General features: G+C 37.7%; 18 protein-coding genes and 1 tRNA gene. 8 read left to right on the top strand and 11 right to left on the bottom strand.

Translation table 11 applies throughout. The features are described from left to right. The 6 genes from A6M55_RS14280 to A6M55_RS14305 all read right to left on the bottom strand — a co-directional run. The coding region (locus A6M55_RS14280) for an NAD(P)-binding protein (RefSeq protein ID WP_156511072.1) at positions 1–647 on the bottom strand (647 nt) is incomplete at its 3' end. Between the two features lie 208 nt (positions 648–855). Next, positions 856–1,518: an REP-associated tyrosine transposase gene (locus tag A6M55_RS14285; protein ID WP_064198267.1), complete on the bottom strand. Its 663-nt coding sequence runs from the start codon at positions 1,516–1,518 to the stop codon at positions 856–858. Between the two features lie 81 nt (positions 1,519–1,599). After that, positions 1,600–3,000, bottom strand: coding sequence for an NAD(P)(+) transhydrogenase (Re/Si-specific) subunit beta (locus A6M55_RS14290; RefSeq protein ID WP_015029218.1), 1,401 nt, complete (start codon positions 2,998–3,000; stop codon positions 1,600–1,602). 81 nt (positions 3,001–3,081) lie between these two features. Beyond that, entirely contained in the window at positions 3,082–3,390 is a 309-nt protein-coding gene (locus A6M55_RS14295) for an NAD(P) transhydrogenase subunit alpha (RefSeq protein ID WP_015029219.1), read from the bottom strand. A gap of 145 nt (positions 3,391–3,535) precedes the next feature. Next, a complete protein-coding gene (locus A6M55_RS14300) occupies positions 3,536–4,639 on the bottom strand; it encodes a Re/Si-specific NAD(P)(+) transhydrogenase subunit alpha (protein WP_064198286.1) in 1,104 nt (367 codons plus the stop codon). 87 nt (positions 4,640–4,726) lie between these two features. Then, complete coding sequence (locus tag A6M55_RS14305; RefSeq protein WP_197491714.1) at positions 4,727–5,923, bottom strand: carboxypeptidase-like regulatory domain-containing protein; 1,197 nt, start codon at positions 5,921–5,923, stop codon at positions 4,727–4,729. 176 nt (positions 5,924–6,099) lie between these two features. Here A6M55_RS14305 and A6M55_RS14310 point away from each other — a divergent pair, with 176 nt between their 5' ends. Further along, positions 6,100–6,528, top strand: coding sequence for a (4Fe-4S)-binding protein (locus tag A6M55_RS14310; protein ID WP_015029222.1), 429 nt, complete (start codon positions 6,100–6,102; stop codon positions 6,526–6,528). A gap of 122 nt (positions 6,529–6,650) precedes the next feature. Here A6M55_RS14310 and tatC read toward each other — a convergent pair whose 3' ends face one another. From tatC to A6M55_RS14330, 4 genes are all read right to left on the bottom strand, one after another. Next, on the bottom strand, positions 6,651–7,517 hold the full coding sequence (tatC, locus tag A6M55_RS14315; RefSeq protein WP_015029223.1) for a twin-arginine translocase subunit TatC: 867 nt from the start codon (positions 7,515–7,517) through the stop codon (positions 6,651–6,653). Positions 7,518–7,607: 90 nt separating this feature from the next. Then, positions 7,608–8,216 carry an OmpH family outer membrane protein gene (locus A6M55_RS14320; protein WP_015029224.1) on the bottom strand — a complete coding sequence of 203 codons (609 nt, stop codon included), beginning with the start codon at positions 8,214–8,216 and terminating at the stop codon, positions 7,608–7,610. A 152-nt stretch (positions 8,217–8,368) separates the two neighbouring features. After that, positions 8,369–8,725: a hypothetical protein gene (locus A6M55_RS14325; protein ID WP_064198269.1), complete on the bottom strand. Its 357-nt coding sequence runs from the start codon at positions 8,723–8,725 to the stop codon at positions 8,369–8,371. A gap of 103 nt (positions 8,726–8,828) precedes the next feature. After that, positions 8,829–11,294, bottom strand: coding sequence for a penicillin acylase family protein (locus tag A6M55_RS14330; protein WP_064198270.1), 2,466 nt, complete (start codon positions 11,292–11,294; stop codon positions 8,829–8,831). Between the two features lie 221 nt (positions 11,295–11,515). Here A6M55_RS14330 and A6M55_RS14335 point away from each other — a divergent pair, with 221 nt between their 5' ends. The 5 genes from A6M55_RS14335 (at position 11,516) to A6M55_RS14355 (ending at position 15,124) form a co-directional block, all read left to right on the top strand. After that, a complete protein-coding gene (locus A6M55_RS14335) occupies positions 11,516–12,013 on the top strand; it encodes a rhodanese-like domain-containing protein (RefSeq protein ID WP_015029227.1) in 498 nt (165 codons plus the stop codon). Positions 12,014–12,124: 111 nt separating this feature from the next. Beyond that, positions 12,125–12,709 (top strand): methyltransferase domain-containing protein, encoded by a 585-nt coding sequence (locus tag A6M55_RS14340; protein WP_015029228.1) that lies wholly within the window; start codon positions 12,125–12,127, stop codon positions 12,707–12,709. An 18-nt stretch (positions 12,710–12,727) separates the two neighbouring features. Then, a complete protein-coding gene (locus A6M55_RS14345; protein WP_015029229.1) occupies positions 12,728–13,240 on the top strand; it encodes an acyl-CoA thioesterase in 513 nt (170 codons plus the stop codon). 293 nt (positions 13,241–13,533) lie between these two features. Next, positions 13,534–13,605 (top strand) — tRNA-Arg (locus tag A6M55_RS14350). Positions 13,606–13,852: 247 nt separating this feature from the next. Beyond that, entirely contained in the window at positions 13,853–15,124 is a 1,272-nt protein-coding gene (locus tag A6M55_RS14355; RefSeq protein WP_064198271.1) for an aspartyl protease family protein, read from the top strand. 37 nt (positions 15,125–15,161) lie between these two features. On the opposite strand, the gene A6M55_RS14360 is transcribed toward A6M55_RS14355, so the two are convergent. Then, complete coding sequence (locus A6M55_RS14360) at positions 15,162–16,184, bottom strand: DNA/RNA non-specific endonuclease (RefSeq protein ID WP_064198272.1); 1,023 nt, start codon at positions 16,182–16,184, stop codon at positions 15,162–15,164. Positions 16,185–16,364: 180 nt separating this feature from the next. Here A6M55_RS14360 and A6M55_RS14365 point away from each other — a divergent pair, with 180 nt between their 5' ends. After that, the gene (locus A6M55_RS14365; RefSeq protein WP_064198273.1) at positions 16,365–18,179 is read left to right on the top strand and encodes a family 16 glycoside hydrolase; all 1,815 of its coding nucleotides are present in this window, start codon (positions 16,365–16,367) and stop codon (positions 18,177–18,179) included. A gap of 34 nt (positions 18,180–18,213) precedes the next feature. Further along, positions 18,214–20,142 (top strand): c-type cytochrome, encoded by a 1,929-nt coding sequence (locus A6M55_RS14370; RefSeq protein WP_064198274.1) that lies wholly within the window; start codon positions 18,214–18,216, stop codon positions 20,140–20,142. The last annotated feature ends 38 nt before the right edge of the window (positions 20,143–20,180 follow it).

A 20,180-nucleotide genomic window follows, 5' to 3' on the forward strand; every position in this document is an offset into this window, starting at 1 on the left:
CCTTCAGCACGACCTGGGAGATTTGATAAATCACGTCCACGAGGAGCTCCTGTGCCAATGAAAACAGCGTCATATCCATCATTTAAAACACTTTTTAAACTCGAAACGTAGGTTTTGAAATGTTGATGAATGCCTAAATTCAAGATGTTGTTTACTTCTTCATCTAATACAGATTCGGGTAAACGGAAAGAAGGAATCTGACTACGCATCATACCACCACCTTTGATTTGTTCATCAAAAACGTGAATTTCATAGCCTAAAGGTGCTAAATCACGAGCAACGGTTAAAGATGCAGGCCCTGCTCCAATTAGAGCGATACGTTTACCATTGCCTTTAGAAGGAATTTTAGGAAGTAAATGCGATATATCGCCTTTATTATCGGCAGCTACACGCTTCAAGCGACAAATGGCTACAGGTTCTTCATCAACTCTACCACGGCGACATGCTGGTTCGCAAGGGCGGTCGCAGGTACGACCTAAAACACCCGGGAAAACATTAGATTCCCAATTGACCATGTAGGCTTCGGTGTATTTTTCAGCAGCAATAAGCCTGATGTATTCAGGCACGGGTGTATGTGCAGGGCAAGCATACTGGCAATCTACGACCTTATGGTAATATTCTGGGTCGTGTACATTTGTTGGTTCCAATGATTGAATAGGTTTAAATTGAAATCAGTAGGTAAAACTACTTAAATTTAAAAAGTATTGCCAAATATTATTTTGTTAAATATTTAAAGTGGCAATTATTATATAGTTTTTTGTTAATTTAATACAAGTTTGTAAGCTGTGTTTGTTAGCTGTGCGAAGTTTGTAACTTCGCACGGGCGTTTATTCATCTCCGATGAATAAATATTGTTTATGAGTTGCCATCAGGAGATGGCGGTACACACCTACGAAGTTTCAAACTTCGCAGAGCAAATAAATCACATAAGACTCCCAAAGTTTGACTCTTTAATTGCATTAAAAACTTAGGTTCAACTAAATCGATGTCAATAAGCCCTTTTTTACCTACATAATTTCTTGCACTTGAATATAAATAGTCAGATGCTTTTTCGACAATGCCTGCTCTAACTGGATTTAAGTGAATATATTCTAACTTTGTCCACATGAAGTTTTCAGTAAATATTTCTTCGGAGTGGCTGCCGTATTTCCAAAACTGATGAGTATCATTTCTGCTATGACTCCGAGCTGCAAATTCAAATCGTTTTAGCATCCAATCTTTTCTGCTTTCGGGTTCAGTTTTAATTAAGTTTATGCAGTTTTTTGCTGTAAACTTTTTGAAATCTCTTACTAAATCTGATAAACGCTCATTTTTCGACCCCATTACCACATGAATATGATTACTCATAATTACATAAGCATTCAGAATGATTCCTTTTTCCTTTCGGCAATAATCAAAGCTTTCTAAAATCAAATCCCGATAGTTTTTTCGAGAAAAAACGTCAACCCAATCTACAACAGTAAAGGTCATAAAATGAGGTAATCTTTGGTCTCTTATATTGTAACCTTCTTCTTTCATTTTCTTATCACAGCAAATTGTCATCAGAAGATGACATAACGCCTCCGCGAAGTTGGAAACTTCGCAGAGCCAAGCATAATCTTACATCTGCTTCAACTCACTTACCAATTTTGATAAAACTCCTTTGGCATCACCAAAAAGCATGCTTGTTTTTGGTTGATAGAAAAGAAGGTTATCAATACCTGCATAACCAGCATTCATACTTCGCTTATTCACAATTACGTTAGTAGCATTTTCTACATCTAAAATTGGCATTCCAAAGATAGGCGAGGATGGGTCAGTTTTAGCCGCTGGATTTACCACATCATTTGCTCCAACAACCAAAACTACATCAGTTGTGGCAAATTGTGGGTTGATATCCTCCATCTCTACGAGTTTATCATAAGAAACATTACTTTCTGCTAAAAGAACGTTCATATGGCCGGGCATACGACCCGCCACAGGGTGAATGGCATAGACTACTTCAACGCCTCTTTCTTCCAATAATTGCTCTAATTCGTGAATCACGTGTTGAGCTTGTGCAACTGCCAAGCCATAGCCAGGGACAATAACCACTTTCTTGGCGTAATTCATAAGAATAGCTGTGTCCGAAATCGAAATATCTTTGATTGAGCCTTTTACGTCAGTGCCACCACTAGCAGCAGCTCCGCCACCGAATGCTCCGAAGATGACATTACTTAATGGGCGATTCATGGCTTTACACATGGCCAATGTAAGGATTGTTCCTGCCGAACCTACTAAAATACCACCCGTAAGCATGACTTGATTTTGATATAAAAATCCACCAAAAGCAGCAGCTAATCCAGTAAATGAATTAAGTAAAGAAATAACTACTGGCATATCTGCACCTCCAATCGGAATCACAAATAAAACGCCATAAATCAAGGCACAAATAAATAATAAAACTACCAAGAAAAGATGCTCAGGTTGTGCGTAAACGATGTATGCTCCAAATAGAATTAAGGCAATCATTATTGCCGTATTCAGAATGTTGTATGAAGAGATTCTGATTGGTTTTTTCATGGTTTCATTGAGTTTCAGGAAAGCGATAATACTTCCGCTAAATGAAACAGAACCAATAATAAGACCCGCAATAATTGTGGCCAAAGCACCTGTTTTGCCCAGATTATGCTCATATTCCATTAAGCCAATGAGAGCAGCACAGGCTCCACCCATACCATTGAATAATGATACAAGTTCGGGCATTTTGGTCATCTGTACTCGTCGTGCAGTTATCCAACCAGCAATTGTACCAACACCAATAGCCGCTAAAATTAAGATGATTTTTACTGGCTCTCGACTTGTATAGCCATCGGGGTGATTATATAAGAAAATTGTTCCAATAATGGCCAATGTCATTCCAAAAGCAGCATAGAGGTTTCCCTTACGAGCTGTGTCAGGATGACTAAGCATTTTAAGACCGATGACAAAAGTCACTGAGGCAATTAGATAAATGATTTCGAGGATATATTTTATTTCCATGAGTTTCGAGAAGACAACTTGCCTTATTAGTTTTCGCTCCCTGAGCGTAGCCACAATGGAATTGCCGAAGGGAAGGAAGGGTTATTTTTTCTTTTTAAACATTTCTAACATTCTATCGGTAACAGCAAATCCTCCGACAACATTGAGTGTGCCGAGCACAACCGCCACAAACCCTAAGGCTAAAGAAAGTAGATTATCGGCTGGAGTATTGAGCATTACGATGATAGCTCCCACGATTACAACACCATGTATCGCATTGGCACCACTCATCAGAGGCGTATGAAGTACAGCTGGTACTTTTCCGATTACCTCTACACCAACAAAGACAGATAAGATAATGATGTATATCATCTGCATATTTTCGCCGAGGAAAGTAAGAATTTCGTTCATTTGATTATTTGATTTTTCTTCGATGTCTTCGACTACGCTCAGACACCGAAGAAAAGAGAAAATTTAGTATTTTATATCTATTTTTTTGTTCAAATTTCGGTGGTTGAGCGTATCGGACAGGCAATGCTACCGAAACTACCGAAATTTATTTCAATATACTTCCATTATGTACAATCAATGAACCTTTCGTGATTTCTTCATTCAATTCCCATTTAAAGCCATCCTTTGTGGCAAGATGAGTTAAGAAAGTAGCAATATTTTTGGCGTAGAGTTCGCTGGCATTTAATGGAAGTAAAGAGGGAATATTAGGTTCTCCAACTATCGTTACGCCATGTTTTTCGACGGTTTTTCCAAATTCGCTGCAAGCACAATTTCCGCCTTGTTCAACGGCCATATCGACAACGACAGAACCAAATTTCATGTTTTTTACGACATCTTCAGGAATTAACATAGGTGCTTTCTTCCCAGGAATAAGAGCAGTAGTTATCACCAAATCTGCCTCGCAGATATGTTTGGCTATTACTTCTTGTTGTTTTTTTAAGAAATCTTCCGAAACGCCTTTTACATAACCCCCTTCAATTTTGATAGAATCATCACCTTTGACTTCAATGAATTTTCCGCCTAAAGATTCAACCTGTTCTTTTGTTTCGGGGCGAATATCGCTAACCTCGACAACAGCACCGAGGCGTTTGGCTGTGGCAATCGCTTGTAAACCAGCTACACCCGCACCCATGATTACTATTTTGGCAGGCTTGATTGTACCGGCAGCTGTCATGAGTAAAGGAAAGATTTTACCTAAGTGATAAGCACCAATAATGACCGATTTGTAACCTGCTAAGTTTGCCTGTGAACTCAGAGCATCCATTTTCTGGGCTCTTGAAATGCGAGGAATAGCATCGACTGAAAATGCAGAAATGTTCTGTTTGGCCGCTGCCTCAACCATTTCTTGATTGGTAGCCGCATACATAAATGAAATAGCCACAGCACCTTTTTTCAGGTGACTAATTTCTTCAACTGTCAATGGATTGACTTTCAGTACAACATCGGCAGAAGATAGTAAAGCCGATTTATTGGTTTCAATTGAAGCTCCTACGGAGGTGAAAGAAGTATCTTCAAAATAAGAACTTTTTCCCGCGTCTTTTTCGATTATACATTCAAATCCTGCTTGGATTAATTGTTTACATACATCGGGTGTGAGAGCAACTCGGCGTTCGAATGGCTTCGTCTCCTTAATTACGGCTAATTTCACAGTGCTTTTGGTCAAATGAGGTTTTCTAAAAGCAATGTAAAAATATTTCAATTATTTATCAAAATATTTATAAAATATTTTTTTGAGTTATGGCTGATAATCAATAGGTAAGAATTCACCCATTTTTTCGTAACCCCATCGGCCTTCAAATAATACAGCTAATGGGTCGGCCAAATAGCCACTTGGGTCGATAGGTATATGAGGTTCTAAAAGTGTGATGATTGAATTTTGGGGAATATCTTTTTTCCCATACTCGGCAAATTGTGGTTCTTCACATTCTCCATCATAGAATACATATATTTGTCGCTCAAAGTTTAAGTACGGAATATGGTCTTTTACTTCTATAATACAATTTTCATCTAAAGGTAAGCGATGAAGGTATTTTACGTAAGGTGATTGCCTCGGGGTATATAATTTATGCATCCAAGGGTTGGCACTCATGATAGTTTCGGTCGAATCAATCTCTTTCTTTTGCTTCGAGGCACGTTGAATAACATTTCCTAAACTATCTTTTATTTCAGGAATAACCGGAACCATAAAAAAGCGTTTTTCTTCTTTATACATGGTATAAACGCTGTAGCCCATGCGTTCCCATTCATGGTTGATAGTTGATTTAAAGAAATGTTGAGGTGAGCCATAATAGGCTTTTTGCCTATTTACTAGCCACTTATGCTGTTTTTTTTCATTTTTGGTTACTATTTCTTCAAACAAAGGGTAGCCATAATAACTCACATATCCTTGCGAAAAATTATACTTAAATTCAACTAGGTCATATTTGATAATATAGCCCAAAGCATCGTTTTCGATAATTAAAGGCTCGTCGGCTCTAATGGTTAGTTCAGATTCATCATCGTTCAAAGAAAACCAAAGGGCTTTTGGGTTTTTCAAAAAACACGACTTCGAAAATTCAGTCCGACCCATAAAGTTATCTAAGAATAGTTGACCGTATTTTTCGAAACCTAACCTTAGTCTTTTAATCGTAACACCTTGTAGAGCAACAGCATCGGGGCTTAGGAGTATCAGAAGAGGTTTACGGAGAGTATCAGCTTTAATACGAATGGAAAGTTTTTCGTACCCTACATAGCTTACCACGAGGTCGAGCACACCCGCAGGCACATTCATGAGTTTAAAGTGACCTTTGTCGTCGGTTTGTTGGCTTTTAGTAGAATTGCTGATAAACACATTGGCAAAAATCAAAGGTTTTCTATCATCTGCTCCTAAAACTTTACCTTCGATATTTCTCTGAGAAAAAACGAATAACGGGAAAAAAAGAGCGATTAACAATCTAAAACGCATAATACCAACAATAAAATCTAGAATAGAAAACTAATAATTTTACAAATTAATCAATAATTAGTGATATTCTGGACTGGCAAAATAAAAAAACGATATTTTTTTTATTTCAAACGTCTTTCGAATGTCTCGAACTTTTGCCAAATTTGATTATCGAAACTTAATATATGGAAGAACAAAAGAAAATAACGAAAAAATACTCAAACGACGATATTACGGTTATTTGGCAGCCACATATTTGTATTCATTCGGCTATATGCTTCAAAGGTTTAGCGGGCGTATTTGACCCTCGAAGAAAACCTTGGATAGTACTTGAAAATGGTGATAGTGAGCAAATTATGCAGCAAATAGATAAGTGTCCGTCTGGTGCTTTATCGTATGTTAAAAAAGAAGAGGAAGCTCAAGAAGTAGATATAGAAACCATCATCGAGCCCCTTCAAAATGGGCCATTGTTGGTATATGGAAATATTTCGATTAAAGATGCTGAAGGAAATATGACCCAAAAATATAAAACAACAGCATTGTGTCGATGCGGGGCGTCGAAAAATAAACCTTATTGTGATGGCTCACATGTTAAGGTGGGGTTTGTAGGATAAAACAGTTTGACAGGTTTGTAACCTTTCAAACGTAAAATGCTCAAAATTAAGATTTATACAAGAATAATTAGCAGAGCAATAAAAAAGCGTAGAATTTGAAATATTCTACGCTTTTTTATTGATTATGCTGAAGCTTTCTCTTCTTCTAATTTTCGTTTCTCTTCTCTTGCCGAAATAATAATACTGATTTCGTAAAGAATATAGAGCGGGAAGGCCACCAAAATCTGACTCGTTACATCAGGTGATGGAGTGATAATTGCTGCAACAATTAAGATAACTACTACCGCGTGTCGGCGATATGTACGCATAAATTCTGGGCCAATGACACCCATTTTGGTCAATACAAAAATGGCAATTGGTAGCTGAAATGCAATACCACAAGCCAATGTAAGGGTTGCCAAAATAGAAATATATGAGCCAATGTCAAATTGGTTTTTGATACTTGGGTCAATTTGGAAATTTACCAAGAAGTTGATTGCCAATGGAGAAACAATATAATAACCAAAAGATACGCCTGTAAAAAACAAAAACGTAACGTAAAATACCGCACCACGAGCCGACTTAGCCTCTGAAGGTTTTAAACCAGGCTTAACAAATCGCCAAATTTCCCAGAAAACGTATGGAAACGCAAATACTAAACCAATAATTGCTGCCGAAGTAAGGGCCATTACAAACTGACCAGAAACTTCACGACTCATTAACTCAAAATTCAATTTTTCTACACATAAGCCTGGAGCTCCTACCATATCGCCTAATTTACACATCATGCGGTAGGTCCAAAAATCAGGTTTTGCTGGAGCTAAAATAACTTTGTTGTAGATATCGCCAATAAAAATAAAAGCGAAAACCATAAAGAAAACAATCGAAACAGCAGCACGAATGAGGTGCCAGCGAAGTTCTTCAAGATGGTCGAGAAACCCCATTTCTTTGCCTTCCGATTCCTTTCCGTCGTCGTCGTAATCAAAATAAGGTGTTTGGTCTAAAGGCATTTTCGTAATAATCTTTAGTGTAGAATATAATCATAATAAATGGTTCTGAGTAAATATCATTCGAATTTAGTCAGAACCATTTTCAGTTACTTATTTTTTAGGAGCAGAGGTAGTATCAGCTTTTACTTTACCTGATTTTTTATCTTCAGCGTATTTTTTGTTTAAGCCTTCCAATACTGATTTTGTAATGTCTAAGTCTTCTTTAGCGTATAATACACCACCACCTTTCGAGTATCCAATTACCATATCATACTTATCGCCAGCGTTGAAATCTTTCAAAAATGCTTGAATATTATTCAAGATATCTTCAGTTTTCTTTGCTTCTTCTTTTGCTAAATCTTGAGCTGCTTTATCGCGGTAGGCCATAATTGATTGCTCTTCTTGCTGAAGTTGAGCCTGAGCAGTTTGTCCTTGCTCTTGTGTAAGTCCACCTTGTTGAGCTTTTTGTTGGAAGAACGCTACTTTATTCTGGAAATTACGTGCTTTATTAGCAATATCAGCTTCTAAGCGATAACGCTTGTTTTCAGAAGCTTTCACTACGTCTTTGTAATAATCGTATTGATTTAAAAGTGTGTCGGTATTTACATAAACAATGCGGCCTGCCACTTGTTTGCCACCCGATGTAGCAGTAGAAGAAGATTTGTCACAACCCCAGATAATCGCTGAAAGTAAAAGAACTACGATAGAAAAATTTTTCATGAGTAAATTTTAATTAAATGAGCTAAGGAGTGAACGACACAAAAATCTTCGACCCAAAAAGCTATAATGTTACTGTTTTTTAAATGGTTTTAGAAAAAATATAGTTCGCAAATATAGAAAAATCCCCCCGATTCGAAGGGATTTTATTGGTTTTATTTAAGTAATTGTCTGAAATGATACCCTGCGATGGCAGATAAACCCGCTACCTGTGAGCCAATAATTGCCGTAATTATAAAAAACGTAGGTGTTTCGGGAAGGTTTTTCAAGAATTTGATACTTTCCGAAAATAGACCAGCAATTTTTTGTAGCATGATTCCCTCATTGTTTGAATTCAAGAAAAAGGCATAACCAACCCAAAGCGTGGCCATAGCTCCAGCAGCAGCGATGTAAGCTCCAAACGCAGTTTTTGATTTCCAAGCTCCAATCGCAAATGAGATAGGAGCAATCACCCACCACGGTAGAAAATATTGTGCAATTGCACTGACGATTAATATGATAATATAGTTCATGTTTTAGAGTTCTGAGTTCTGAGTTTAGAGTTCTGAATTCAGAATAGCGAGAAAACTCACTCAGAACTCAGAACCGCACGGGCGGCCCCGTCTAAATTCAGAACTATTTTTTAATTATTTTAACTGTCCCTGTAATTCTGCTACTCTTTTCGTCTTTCGATTTCATGAAAAGTAGTTCATTCAATTCGCCTTTAGCCCATTTATCAATCATGTTATCGTAGAATGGACTCGCAGGATTCCCAGATTGTCCACCAGGGTATAGACCATAGGCTTTTGGCCAGCCTTTATCAAGCTGTACAACCATTCTCCATGATGGACCATTGAGTTCGGTAGTTGCATTTACAATGCCTGCACCACCACCATTCGGAATGTCCTGTCGACCAAAGCCTGCTAATCGGCCTAAATGATTAATGTCTGTGCTTTTTACTTTGGTCCATGCCCAGTTTTCAGCGTTCATTGAGCCATATTTTGCAGTTAATGAATCAATACTTGCTTTAAAACTTAGTTTTACAATATCCTTGAGAGTTTCTTGCTTATTAGGAGTTGAAATATTATCAAACCATTTAGCAGTTGGCTCTTTCTCTACCATATCCCACATTCTGTTTTTTGAAGGGTATATCATTGGTGCTTTCAAATCTTTAGTCGGAAACTCATCTTCAAAGACCCAGTAACGAAGTTCCTTTATCCAACGCTCAAAAATAGTTGGTCCAACCTCGTTGGCATCGTTTCTCAAATTCCACTTGGCTAAGGTCTGATAAGCAGGATTCTTTGTTTCTGCCGAATCTTCACTTAAAATTTTCATCAAAACTGGCAAAACCCTTCTAGCTTCGACATTAAAATTATCATTTTGCAACATTCGAAGGCTATCAACTGTTGCTTTTTGCATTTTTTCCAGACGCTCGTTGATTCGAATGGCACGTTCGCTAGGAGAAAATCTCCATCCTAAATAATAAGGGTAAGTAGGGTCGGCTGAGAATTGGTTAGCCGAACTCACAAAACCTCTTGGTGGGTTTTTCACAGTAGGATTTTGCTCAACAGGAATCCAACCTTGCCAATCGTGAGCAGGATTCGAGCCATCTAATATAAACTTACCTTGTTCTTTCCATTTTATAGGTAATTTTCCGTTTGGTGTAATCGAAATATCATTGCCATTACTAGCAAAGATAAAGTTTTGGGCAGGAGCAATATAATAAGTAAGTGCCTTGCGGTAATCATCATAGTTTTTTGCTCGATTGAGGTAATAAAAAGCCATCAAATCAGTACCTTCTTTTTCGTGAGCAACCCAACGCATGGCGTGCCCAACAGGGACATTTTGATTAAAATTCTTATCAGAAGCTACATGATAAACTATCGGGCCATGATGTGTGCTGAAAACGGTATCTTTAATAGATTCAGCACGACCTTTCACCACAAATTCTTCAACACGTATAGTAGTTGCTTTCCAAGCACCATTGTACCAATATTCTTTCTTGGTATTGTCTTTGAAACGAATCTGATAAAAATCCATTACATCTGAACCTACGTTTGTTACGCCCCAAGCCACATCTTTATTAAAACCAATAACTACGCCAGGAGCCCCAGGTAAACAAGCACCATAGACATTCATGGTTGGCGTACAAAGCTGCATTTGGTACCAAATAGAGGGCAAAGTAAGCTGTAAGTGAGGGTCGTTGGCTAAAATTGGTAAGCCAGTGGCTGATTTTTCTCCACCTACTGCCCAGTTATTACTACCAATTTCTGGAGTTGGCGAAGGTATTTCATTGAAGGCAACGCTTGTTGTTGCTCCAGAAGAGGCTGAAATCTGAGCAGGCGGAGCAGGTACGGAAACTGGTGTGAAATTCCATTTCGTGCCCGTAGGTATAATTGGCGACTCGTTGGAAGGGTAATTCGGGAATAAATCCTTGATTACTTCCATTCCGTATTTATTTAGAGCATTACTCATGCGGAAATCATCGCTACCACCGTTCAAAACATTCCGCATATTCATCATCATTAGGAGTGTTTTGTAAGGAGACCACTCTTCTGGCTGATACCCAATGATTTTGTATTCAACTGGAAGATTTTTGAATTTGAGTTGTTTAATATAAGCATTTACACCTGCCGAATAAGCATCCAGTACTTCATTAAAAGTTTTATTGGCCTTGCCATTTTCATATACTTTCTTGGCAGCATCGGCCATCCCAATTCGGCGATTGTAGCGGTCGAGTTCTAAAGCTCGTTCGCCAACTACTTCGCTTAATCGGCCAGAGGCGGCGAGCGTATAAAATTCCATCTGCCATAAACGGTCATGAGCCATAAGGTAGCCTTGAGTGAAATATACATCGTGGTCGTTTTTGGCAAATACATGGGGCACTCGGTTATCATCGAATACAACATTTACTTCATCTTCTACGCCTTCAAGTTGAAGGTTGGTTGGGGGAAGAGCAAGTTTTGATTCACCATTTTGCCAAAAGCCCTCAAATGGGCTAAAAAGACGTCCGAGTGCGGGTACTTGGCCAAGCGGACGATTCAGAGCATAAGTCAAGCCAGCAGCTGCGATTAAGCTCACGAAAAACTTTATGAATTTCATCTAATTTGGTAAGATTGTTTAGAAGTTTATAGAATACGAAAGTAGAAAAAAAGCTCGAATGTTTTATTATTTAATGAGTTTTTAGGATTTTTTTAATGAAGATGTTTGTTGTGATAACATAAAGTTAAAAATTTTGGTATAAATAAAGTTTTGCTAGCTGAACATTAGTAAATTATTCAAAATTGCTTTTTCAGCTATTCTATTCCAGTAAAAGATTAAAAATGAACAGAATATCTTTCTTGATTTTGCTTATGTTTTTTTCAAAAACAACTCATGCACAAATAAAAAATAAAGCTTTTGATAGCCTTTTGAATGTAATGGTAACGAAAGCAGTTCCTACGGTAGGTTGCGAGGAAATCAAAAAAATGAAAACTGTGGTTTTTCTCGATACCCGTGAAAAAAAGGAGTATGAAGTGAGTCATTTAAAAGATGCTCGTTGGGTGGGTTTTGATACTTTTAGTTTAAAAAATGTGGCCTCGATTCCCAAGGATGCGAATATCGTAGTTTATTGCTCGATAGGGGTAAGAAGTGGAAAAATTGGCGAAAAACTCATGCAAGCAGGATATAAAAATGTGCATAATTTTTACGGAAGTATCTTCGAGTGGGTAAATCAGGGAAATCCTGTATATGATATGTCAGGTAAGCAAACCAATAAGATTCATGCTTACAATTGGAAATGGGGCGTTTGGTGTAATAAAGGCGAGAAAGTTTATAATTAACAGTAAAAGCTTAATTTTAGTAAAAAATGAGGCGATTTTACTTCAAAATGAATCAAACTATTTAGGATTCTTCGAGCGAAGTTAGTTGTTTTGCAGAAAATTTTTAAAATTATGCTCAACGACCAATATTGGAGCGAAAGATACGAAAAATCTCAGACTGGCTGGGATTTAGGAGGTGTGAGTCCAGCATTAAAAGACTACTTCGACCAGTTGACAGATAAATCATTAGCCATTCTAATTCCGGGCTGTGGAAATGCTTATGAAGCACTTTATCTACTTGAAAATGGCTTTTCGAATATCACACTCATTGATATTTCTGAAGTTTTGGTCAGAAATTTAAGTGTAAAATTACATGATTATATTGCCGTAGGTAAATGCCGTGTGATTCACCAAAACTTCTTTGAACATGCTGGCCAATATGACCTTATTGTTGAGCAAACCTTCTTTTGTGCAATAGACCCCTCACTTCGTGGAGAATATGTAAAAAAAATGCCCGAATTGCTTGTTCCACAAGGGCGTTTGGTTGGTTTATTATTTGATAGAGCATTCGAAGGAGGCCCTCCATTCGGGGGAAGTAAAGAAGAATATATAACGCTTTTCGACCCATATTTTACCCTAAAAACTATTGAAAAATGCTATAACTCAATTCCGCCACGAGCTGGATTTGAGGTTTTTATCAATTTTCTAAGCAAATAAAATCATCAACAACAAAAAATGCCAAAACCAAAGAAAGCCAAAGAGTCGCTGACAGTGATGACCGAAATGGTATTTCCGAATGATACTAATACTCTCGGGAATCTCATGGGTGGAAATCTCATGCGTTTGCTCGATATTGCTGGAGCAATTGCCGCCCAGAAACATTGTACTCGCATTGTCGTAACGGCATCGGTCGATAATGTACAATTTAAAGAATCCATTCCTTTAGGAAGTGTCGTTACCTTACAAGCAAAGGTTACACGTGCCTTCAATTCGTCAATGGAGGTAGTAGTAGAAGTTTGGGCTGAAAATATTCCAGCAGGTACCAAAATTCATACTAACAAAGCATTTTTAACTTTTGTTGCAGTTGACCAAACGGGTCGCCCAATTGAAGTACCGCCAGTAGAACCCGAAACCGATGAAGAGATTGAATACTACGAAGGTGCCCTACGTCGTCGTCAACTTCGTTTAGTGTTGGCAGGAAGAATGAAACCTGAAGAAGCAGTTGAGCTGAAAGAAATATTTAAGTAAGTAAAAAAGGCGAGTATTACTCGCCTTTTTTATCTAATCCTTATTAAAAATGAGGGTAATGGTTTTTGCGGTCGTAAACAGCTTATATTTTTATGTCGATTTAGAGGCCTTTTATTAGAGAACTAGATGTTCGCTAATAAAGGACTAAAATTTATATATATTGATGAGAATTTTTAAGAAATCGTTTTATTTTCATAGCATTCGTTTTCATGGCCTTTGTTGCGTTTGATATATAAGCGTGTAAAAGGTTTAACCGATGCAGAAAATTTTATAACTTTGCGTTTGAAAACCCTGTTCCCGTAGTTCAATGGATAGAATGTCAGATTCCGGTTCTGATGATATGGGTTCGACTCCCTTCGGGAATACAACGGAAGATGGTTAATTGACCATCTTTTTTTTTGATAGCAACCTGATTGAAGTCCTTTTTTTCAAAACTTCCAAGCAAATATTTTGAAGCATATGTTGCAAAAAAATTAGGCGATAGTAAAATATTTCGCTGATAATTATGGTTTTTCGAAAACTATTTTATATACATTTGTGTTGATAATCAATAAAAAATCATATTATTTATGGAAATGTTATTATAAAAAACCTGTTATATGGGAAATAGCTATGGAAAAACTACTAAAACTCCGCCTGATAGCTATCTTGTTGCTTATAAGCCAATTAGCTTTTGCTCAGAAACTACGAAAAAAAGATGACCGTTTTGGTTATCATTTTATTGGTAAACACCAAAAAATCGCCAAATTTGACTTCGACCTTCACGCTAATCTTATTGTATTAAAAGCTCAACTTGACGGCTCTGATACTTTAAACTTTATATTGGATACTGGTGTAAGTTCTACGATTGTTACAGACCCAAAAAAAGCTCTTAGCCATGGAGTAAAGTATGTGCGAAGGGTAAAAGTTGCAGGGGCTGGAGAGGGCGAAGCATTGATGGCCAATGTTTCAGTAGGACACACCATCCGAATTGGCGACGTTGTAGCAGGACAACAAAGTTTAATCGTTTTAGATGAAGATGTATTACAACTTTCTGAATTTTTGGGTGTACCTATTCATGGTATCTTTGGGCACGATTTGTTCAGTAATTTTGTAGTAACAATTGATTTTGAGAATAAAAAACTAACGATCTCTGAGCCAAAGAAGTTTAAGTATAAAAAATCAATGGGTACGCAGTATCCAATTGTACTGACGCAGTCAAAACCTTATACTGATGCGATTGCTATTGTAAGTAATGACCAAAAGGTAATACCTATGCGACTCGTTATTGACACAGGTGCAGGGCACGCTTTGTTGCTAAATGCTGGAGAAAGAGAACCAATTCGTTTACCCGACCGTGTTATGAGAGCCAATTTAGGACGTGGGCTAAACGGTGAAATCAACGGAAGTATAGGTAGAGTCGATAAAATTAGAATGGGAAGTTTGGAGATGAAAAACATTTTAGCGTCGTTTCCTGATAGTTTATCGTTTAGTATGAAATTTACACCTGATGATACCAAACGCCAAGGCAGTATTGGTTGTGAGCTACTTCGTAGATTTACAGTTACGCTAAATTATCGAGAAGGGTATATGATTTTGAAGCCCATTCGAAATAGAATGAAGGAAGCCTTTGAGCACGATATGAGTGGGTTGGACGTCAGGGCGAAAGGATTAGATTTTAATCAATATATAGTTAATAAAGTTATTGAAGGTTCGCCAGCTTACGCAGCGGGATTACGCGAAGGAGATGAGCTTATTTTTGTGAATAATCAACATGTAAAGGATCTCACTATCAGTGATATTTATAAGATTTTATCTCGAAAAGAAGGTAAAGAAGTAGAGTTTTTTTACAGAAGAAATGGAGAACTGAGATTTACTAATTTCTACTTAAAACGTATGATATGAAAGATAAAGACTTCGCCTAAGCGAAGTCTTTATTGTATTATTGTATCTTTGTCCACTCCGACCAACTGCTATTAGCTTCGAGTTTGGTTTGAATATCAGCAGGTAATTTGGAGAAAAAATCAAGTCCTGTTGCTTTTTCTACTTCATCAACCGAAACCACAAAACTATTCATACGTTTGCCTTGTAGAGATTCATTAGGTAATAGGAATGCAATCATTCGAGATTTTTTACCTGTTTTTGGCTGATGAAATAATACAATTTTGTAGAAATATTCAGGAACAGCCACATTATTATATCGCCCAATGGTTGGTAAGCCCTTTTTTAGTACAGGACCCGTAACTACATATAATTCTTCATCTCGCACGGCCCAGCCTCTTATCCTACTTTCAATATTTTCCCAAATCCCACGATTAAAATCAGGCACTTGTGGAGCAATATTGCTCATGTAAAAAGTTTCGGTCATTAATTCTTGGCAACATTTAAAATCGCCCGCAGGAACCATGTGGCCACGGTCGTAGCCAGAATTACTATAATCACCCGAAAGAGCTGAATTATCTTTCACTTGTCGGTCAGGAATAAACTGATTATCCCCTCTACTGGCATGACCCGTGGTGTATTCTCCACGTAATTTATGAACTACCCAAGCCGGAACTTCATAGTCTTCTTCATAGCGAAGTGTATAATTTTTATGCTTGATAATTTCATCTCCACGGTTAATAGCAGGAAAAGCAAAGTCAGGAATATCTCCGTTATCTGAAGTGTTTTCTTGTGTATCAGTATCGAATACTTTATCTTTGATTTTATCAAAAATTGAAGAATTATCGCCTTTATCCGTATTTTCTTCGGTATTTTGTTTTTCCTTTATATTGGTTGCGGTAGCCTCATTGTCAGGCTCGGGGGCTTTATAAGGATTTTTTTCTTTCGAGTTATTATCCTTTGAATTAAATACTCCTGTTACTGTTTTCCAAAAATCTCCAATTGGGCCTGCTTTGTCTTTATAATATAATAAATAGCCGATAGCAAAGAATATCAGAATCAGGATGATACGATTAGATTTCATGTACAGTGGTTTGAGTAATCATTTGCATCACAATGCAAAAATTGTGATAGTTTTATGCAAGTTTACGACAAAACCTAAGAAAATATTACAACTTTCGACATATTAAAATTTTTTAAAAACTCTACCTTAAATCGCTTTTTTGATTCTATCTTTGTAATCTTAACCTTTAATACCAGCATAATGACGCAAAACATCATTAAAAAACTAATTTTTTGTAGCCTTTGGGCAAGTGCGACCTACGCCCAACAAGTGCTTCCGCTCAATGACATGTCGGCGTTTCGACCTATCAAAGAAAACTGGAGTATTGTTGGAAATATTTCGGCCAGTATCGACCAAACTAACTCTACAACAACACAACCAGGTACTGGAATTTTATCGTGCAAAAATGAAATCGGTAAATATGGAACTGAAAAAGATATTTTGACTGTCATGGAACACGGCGACCTTGACCTCGACCTTGATTTTATGATGGCCAAAGGTTCGAACTCGGGAATCTACCTTCAAGGACGTTACGAAATTCAGTTGTTTGATAGTTGGGGTAAGAAAACAGCAAAATATAGCGATTTAGGGGGTATTTATGAGCGTTGGGACGAGTCTAAACCTGAAGGTTCTAAAGGATATGAAGGTGTTGCTCCACGCCTAAATGTAGCTAAAGCTCCGGGTTTATGGCAAAATATTAAGATTTCGTTTCAAGCACCACGCTTTGATGCTAATGGAAAGAAAATCAGCAATGCCAAAATTTTGTCGATTATCTTAAATGGTATCTTAATTCATGAAAATGTTGAATTAAGTGGCCCAACTCGTGGGGCAATAGTAGATAATGAGGTATCGGCTGGGCCGATTCGTTTTCAAGGCGACCACGGAAATGTAGCATTCAGAAATATCAAATACAAAAGCTTCAATCAAAAAATGATTACTTTCAGCGATTTGAAATTTGGTGTTTATAAAGGAAATTTCCGTACGGTAGCTGATATTGAGAAAATCAAGCCTGAAACAAGTGGAAATGGGGCTTTATTGAACTGGGCGGTTTCAAATGCAGAAAATGAATTTGCCGTAAAATATGCAGGAAAAATTAAAGTGCCAGATGCAGGGACATACACATTTTCAGTAGTTCATGGTGGAAATACACAAATGAACATCAATGGAAAGGATGTATTTAAGAATGGCTGGCTAACTGGCGGACAACGCCAAGCATCAATCGAATTACCAGCAGGGGAAGTTGATTTTGAATTATATTATTGGAAAGCTGATGGTTGGTTACAACCTTCGTTGGGGCTTTATGTTGAGTCGGAAACGGTAAGAAAACACCCATTGCACTCGCCAAACTCAACATTAGTAGGAAATCCAACTTCGCCCATTTACTTGAATCCAAGCACTGAGCCAGTGGTATTCCGTTCGTTTATGGACATCAATTCGGGCAATAAAAACAAAAGAATTGTACACGCAGTTTCAGTAGGTAACAAAGAAAATCTACACTATACTTATGATTTAGACAACGGAGCGTTATTTCAAATCTGGAAAGGCTCTTTTTTGAATACTACGCCAATGTGGAACGACCGTGGTGATGGTAGTTCACGTCCAATGGGAAGTCTTACACTTTTAGGCGATGAACCATTGGTGAATAGCTTAGCTTCACCAATAACTGCATGGTCTGATTTAGATGCAACTTATCGTCCTAGAGGTTATGAATTAGATGAGAATGGCAACCCAACCTTCAAATATGACTACGCTGGAGCCAATATTTCGGACAAAACAACTCCAAGTGCTGATGGAAAAATGTTTAATCGTGAAGTTTCGGTAAAAGGAACAGCAACCAATTTATACGCAAGATTGGCTTCTGCAAAGACCATTACGCAAGTTGATAGTCTTTATATCATTGATGGTCAATATTATATCAAAGTTACGGAAGGAACGGTAAGCGTTCGCCAATCGAATGGTATGCAAGAATTAATTGCTCCATTAGCTGCAAAAGTAGCTTATTCGATAATTTGGTAATTCAAACCCACAGTATTTTAATAAAAAAGACTCTATGAAAAATATCATAAAAATATTTATTTCACTCATGACGTTTTCGAGCGTATTTGCTCAAAATTCGGCCGAAAACGACTATTATCGTATTATTACCCTGCCTGTTCCTGAGGGTATGCTTTTAGAAGTAGGAGGTATTACTACCATGCCTACTGGTGATGTGGCTTTGGCAACTCGTCGTGGCGATATTTGGATTATTAATAACCCAAATATGACTGGTGGTACTGCACCCTACTACCGTAAATTTGCAAGTGGTTTGCACGAAATATTGGGTTTAGTTTATAAAAATGGTTCATTCTACTGTGCTCAACGTGGTGAACTTACGAAACTGACTGATAAAAATGGCGATGGCCGTGCTGATGCTTACGAAACGGTGTGTAACTTGCCTATTTCGGGGCATTACCATGAATATACTTTCGGACCAAAAGTTTTGCCAGATGGTTCGATGATTGTAACTGGTAATGTGGCTTTTGGAGATGAAGAATGGTGGAGAGGTGAAAGTCGTCGTCCGTGGAGAGGCTGGGCTGTGAAGATTTCAGAAGATGGAAAATTAGAGCCTTATGCAACTGGCATGCGTTCGCCGTGTGGAATTGGTATGATTGATGGCGAATTTTGGTACGGAGATAATCAAGGCGATTGGATGGGTTCAGGCTTTATTGCTCAAGTAAATAAAGGAGATTTCATGGGACATCCTGCGGGTTTACGTTGGACAAGCGAGCCAAATTCGCCTGTAAAACTTACAACTGAGCAATTATATGCTAAAGTGAACCCGCGTAAAGATAAAGATGCCAATGGCTATTATATTAAGCCAGAAAATATTGAAAGCGAGCGTGGAACTTACCTTTTTGAGTTGAAAAAAGATTTCCCAGAACTTAAACTTCCTGCGGTTTGGTTGCCACATGGAGTGTTAGGGATTTCTACGTCTGAAATTATAAAAGATGAAACTAACGGAGGCTTTGGCCCATTTGCTGGACAAGTTTTCGTGGGAGACCAAGGAAAAAGTAATATCACACGTGTTTATCTCGAGAAAGTAAACGGGCAGTTTCAAGGAGCAGCTTTCCCTTTCAGAGAAGGTTTTCAATCTGGAATTTTACGTATGGTTTTTGCTGGTGATGGTTCTATGTTTGTGGGCGAAACTAACCGTGGTTGGGGTTCGGCAGGAAATACAACGGCTGGTGTAGAACGCTTAGTTTGGACAGGTAAAATGCCTTTCGAAATGAAAACAATGAAAGCCATGCCCGATGGTTTTGAAATAGAGTTTACAAAGCCTGTAAATAAAGCTACTGCGGCTGATTTCAAAAGCTACCAAATTCGTAGTTTTACTTACAAATACCACCCTGTTTATGGTAGTCCAACAGTTGACGAGAAATTCTTGACGGTTAAAGGTTTGAAGGTTTCAGAAGATGGCATGAAAGTAAGATTATTGGTTGATGGTTTACGTCAATACTATATTCACGAACTAAAAGCCGATGGATTGAAAGATACTGATGGGAAGAATCTATTGCATAGTTTGGCTTTCTACACATTAAATAATATTCCGAGTGGAGAAAAAATGACTGGTTTTGTACCTCGCCCGACAAACCTTAAAACTAACACAGAGAAAACAACTGAAGTTAAACTTACCACGCCAGATGATGTAAATGCAAAGAAAACCGCTGCTGCGGCAAAAGTAGTACCTACATTCGATGAAGTTAAACCATTGCTTCAAAAACACACTTGTGTAGCATGTCATCAAGCGGATAAACGTTTGGTTGGCCCAGCCTTTAAAGATGTGGCGAAAAGAAAATACTCAGAGGCTAAAATTGTAGAGTTAATCTATAAGCCACAACCCAAAAACTGGCCTGATTATGCTACCGAAATGGCTCCAATGCCGCAAGTACCGAAAGGCGATGCTTTAAAAATTGCTGCTTGGATAAATTCATTAAAGTAAAATATCCAATAAATACAAACATGAGTCATCCCGAATTT

The organism is Emticicia sp. MM (assembly GCF_001649495.1).

Bases quoted from the DNA above. Each gene is read 5' to 3' on its own strand.
- A6M55_RS14285 (WP_064198267.1), bottom strand. From the start codon at position 1,518: ATGAAAGAAGAAGGTTACAATATAAGAGACCAAAGATTACCTCATTTT.
- A6M55_RS14290 (WP_015029218.1), bottom strand. From the start codon at position 3,000: ATGGAAATAAAATATATCCTCGAAATCATTTATCTAATTGCCTCAGTG.
- A6M55_RS14295 (WP_015029219.1), bottom strand. From the start codon at position 3,390: ATGAACGAAATTCTTACTTTCCTCGGCGAAAATATGCAGATGATATAC.
- A6M55_RS14310 (WP_015029222.1), top strand. From the start codon at position 6,100: ATGGAAGAACAAAAGAAAATAACGAAAAAATACTCAAACGACGATATT.
- tatC (WP_015029223.1), bottom strand. From the start codon at position 7,517: ATGCCTTTAGACCAAACACCTTATTTTGATTACGACGACGACGGAAAG.
- A6M55_RS14320 (WP_015029224.1), bottom strand. From the start codon at position 8,216: ATGAAAAATTTTTCTATCGTAGTTCTTTTACTTTCAGCGATTATCTGG.
- A6M55_RS14325 (WP_064198269.1), bottom strand. From the start codon at position 8,725: ATGAACTATATTATCATATTAATCGTCAGTGCAATTGCACAATATTTT.
- A6M55_RS14330 (WP_064198270.1), bottom strand. From the start codon at position 11,294: ATGAAATTCATAAAGTTTTTCGTGAGCTTAATCGCAGCTGCTGGCTTG.
- A6M55_RS14335 (WP_015029227.1), top strand. From the start codon at position 11,516: ATGAACAGAATATCTTTCTTGATTTTGCTTATGTTTTTTTCAAAAACA.
- A6M55_RS14340 (WP_015029228.1), top strand. From the start codon at position 12,125: ATGCTCAACGACCAATATTGGAGCGAAAGATACGAAAAATCTCAGACT.
- A6M55_RS14345 (WP_015029229.1), top strand. From the start codon at position 12,728: ATGCCAAAACCAAAGAAAGCCAAAGAGTCGCTGACAGTGATGACCGAA.
- A6M55_RS14355 (WP_064198271.1), top strand. From the start codon at position 13,853: ATGGAAAAACTACTAAAACTCCGCCTGATAGCTATCTTGTTGCTTATA.
- A6M55_RS14360 (WP_064198272.1), bottom strand. From the start codon at position 16,184: ATGAAATCTAATCGTATCATCCTGATTCTGATATTCTTTGCTATCGGC.
- A6M55_RS14365 (WP_064198273.1), top strand. From the start codon at position 16,365: ATGACGCAAAACATCATTAAAAAACTAATTTTTTGTAGCCTTTGGGCA.
- A6M55_RS14370 (WP_064198274.1), top strand. From the start codon at position 18,214: ATGAAAAATATCATAAAAATATTTATTTCACTCATGACGTTTTCGAGC.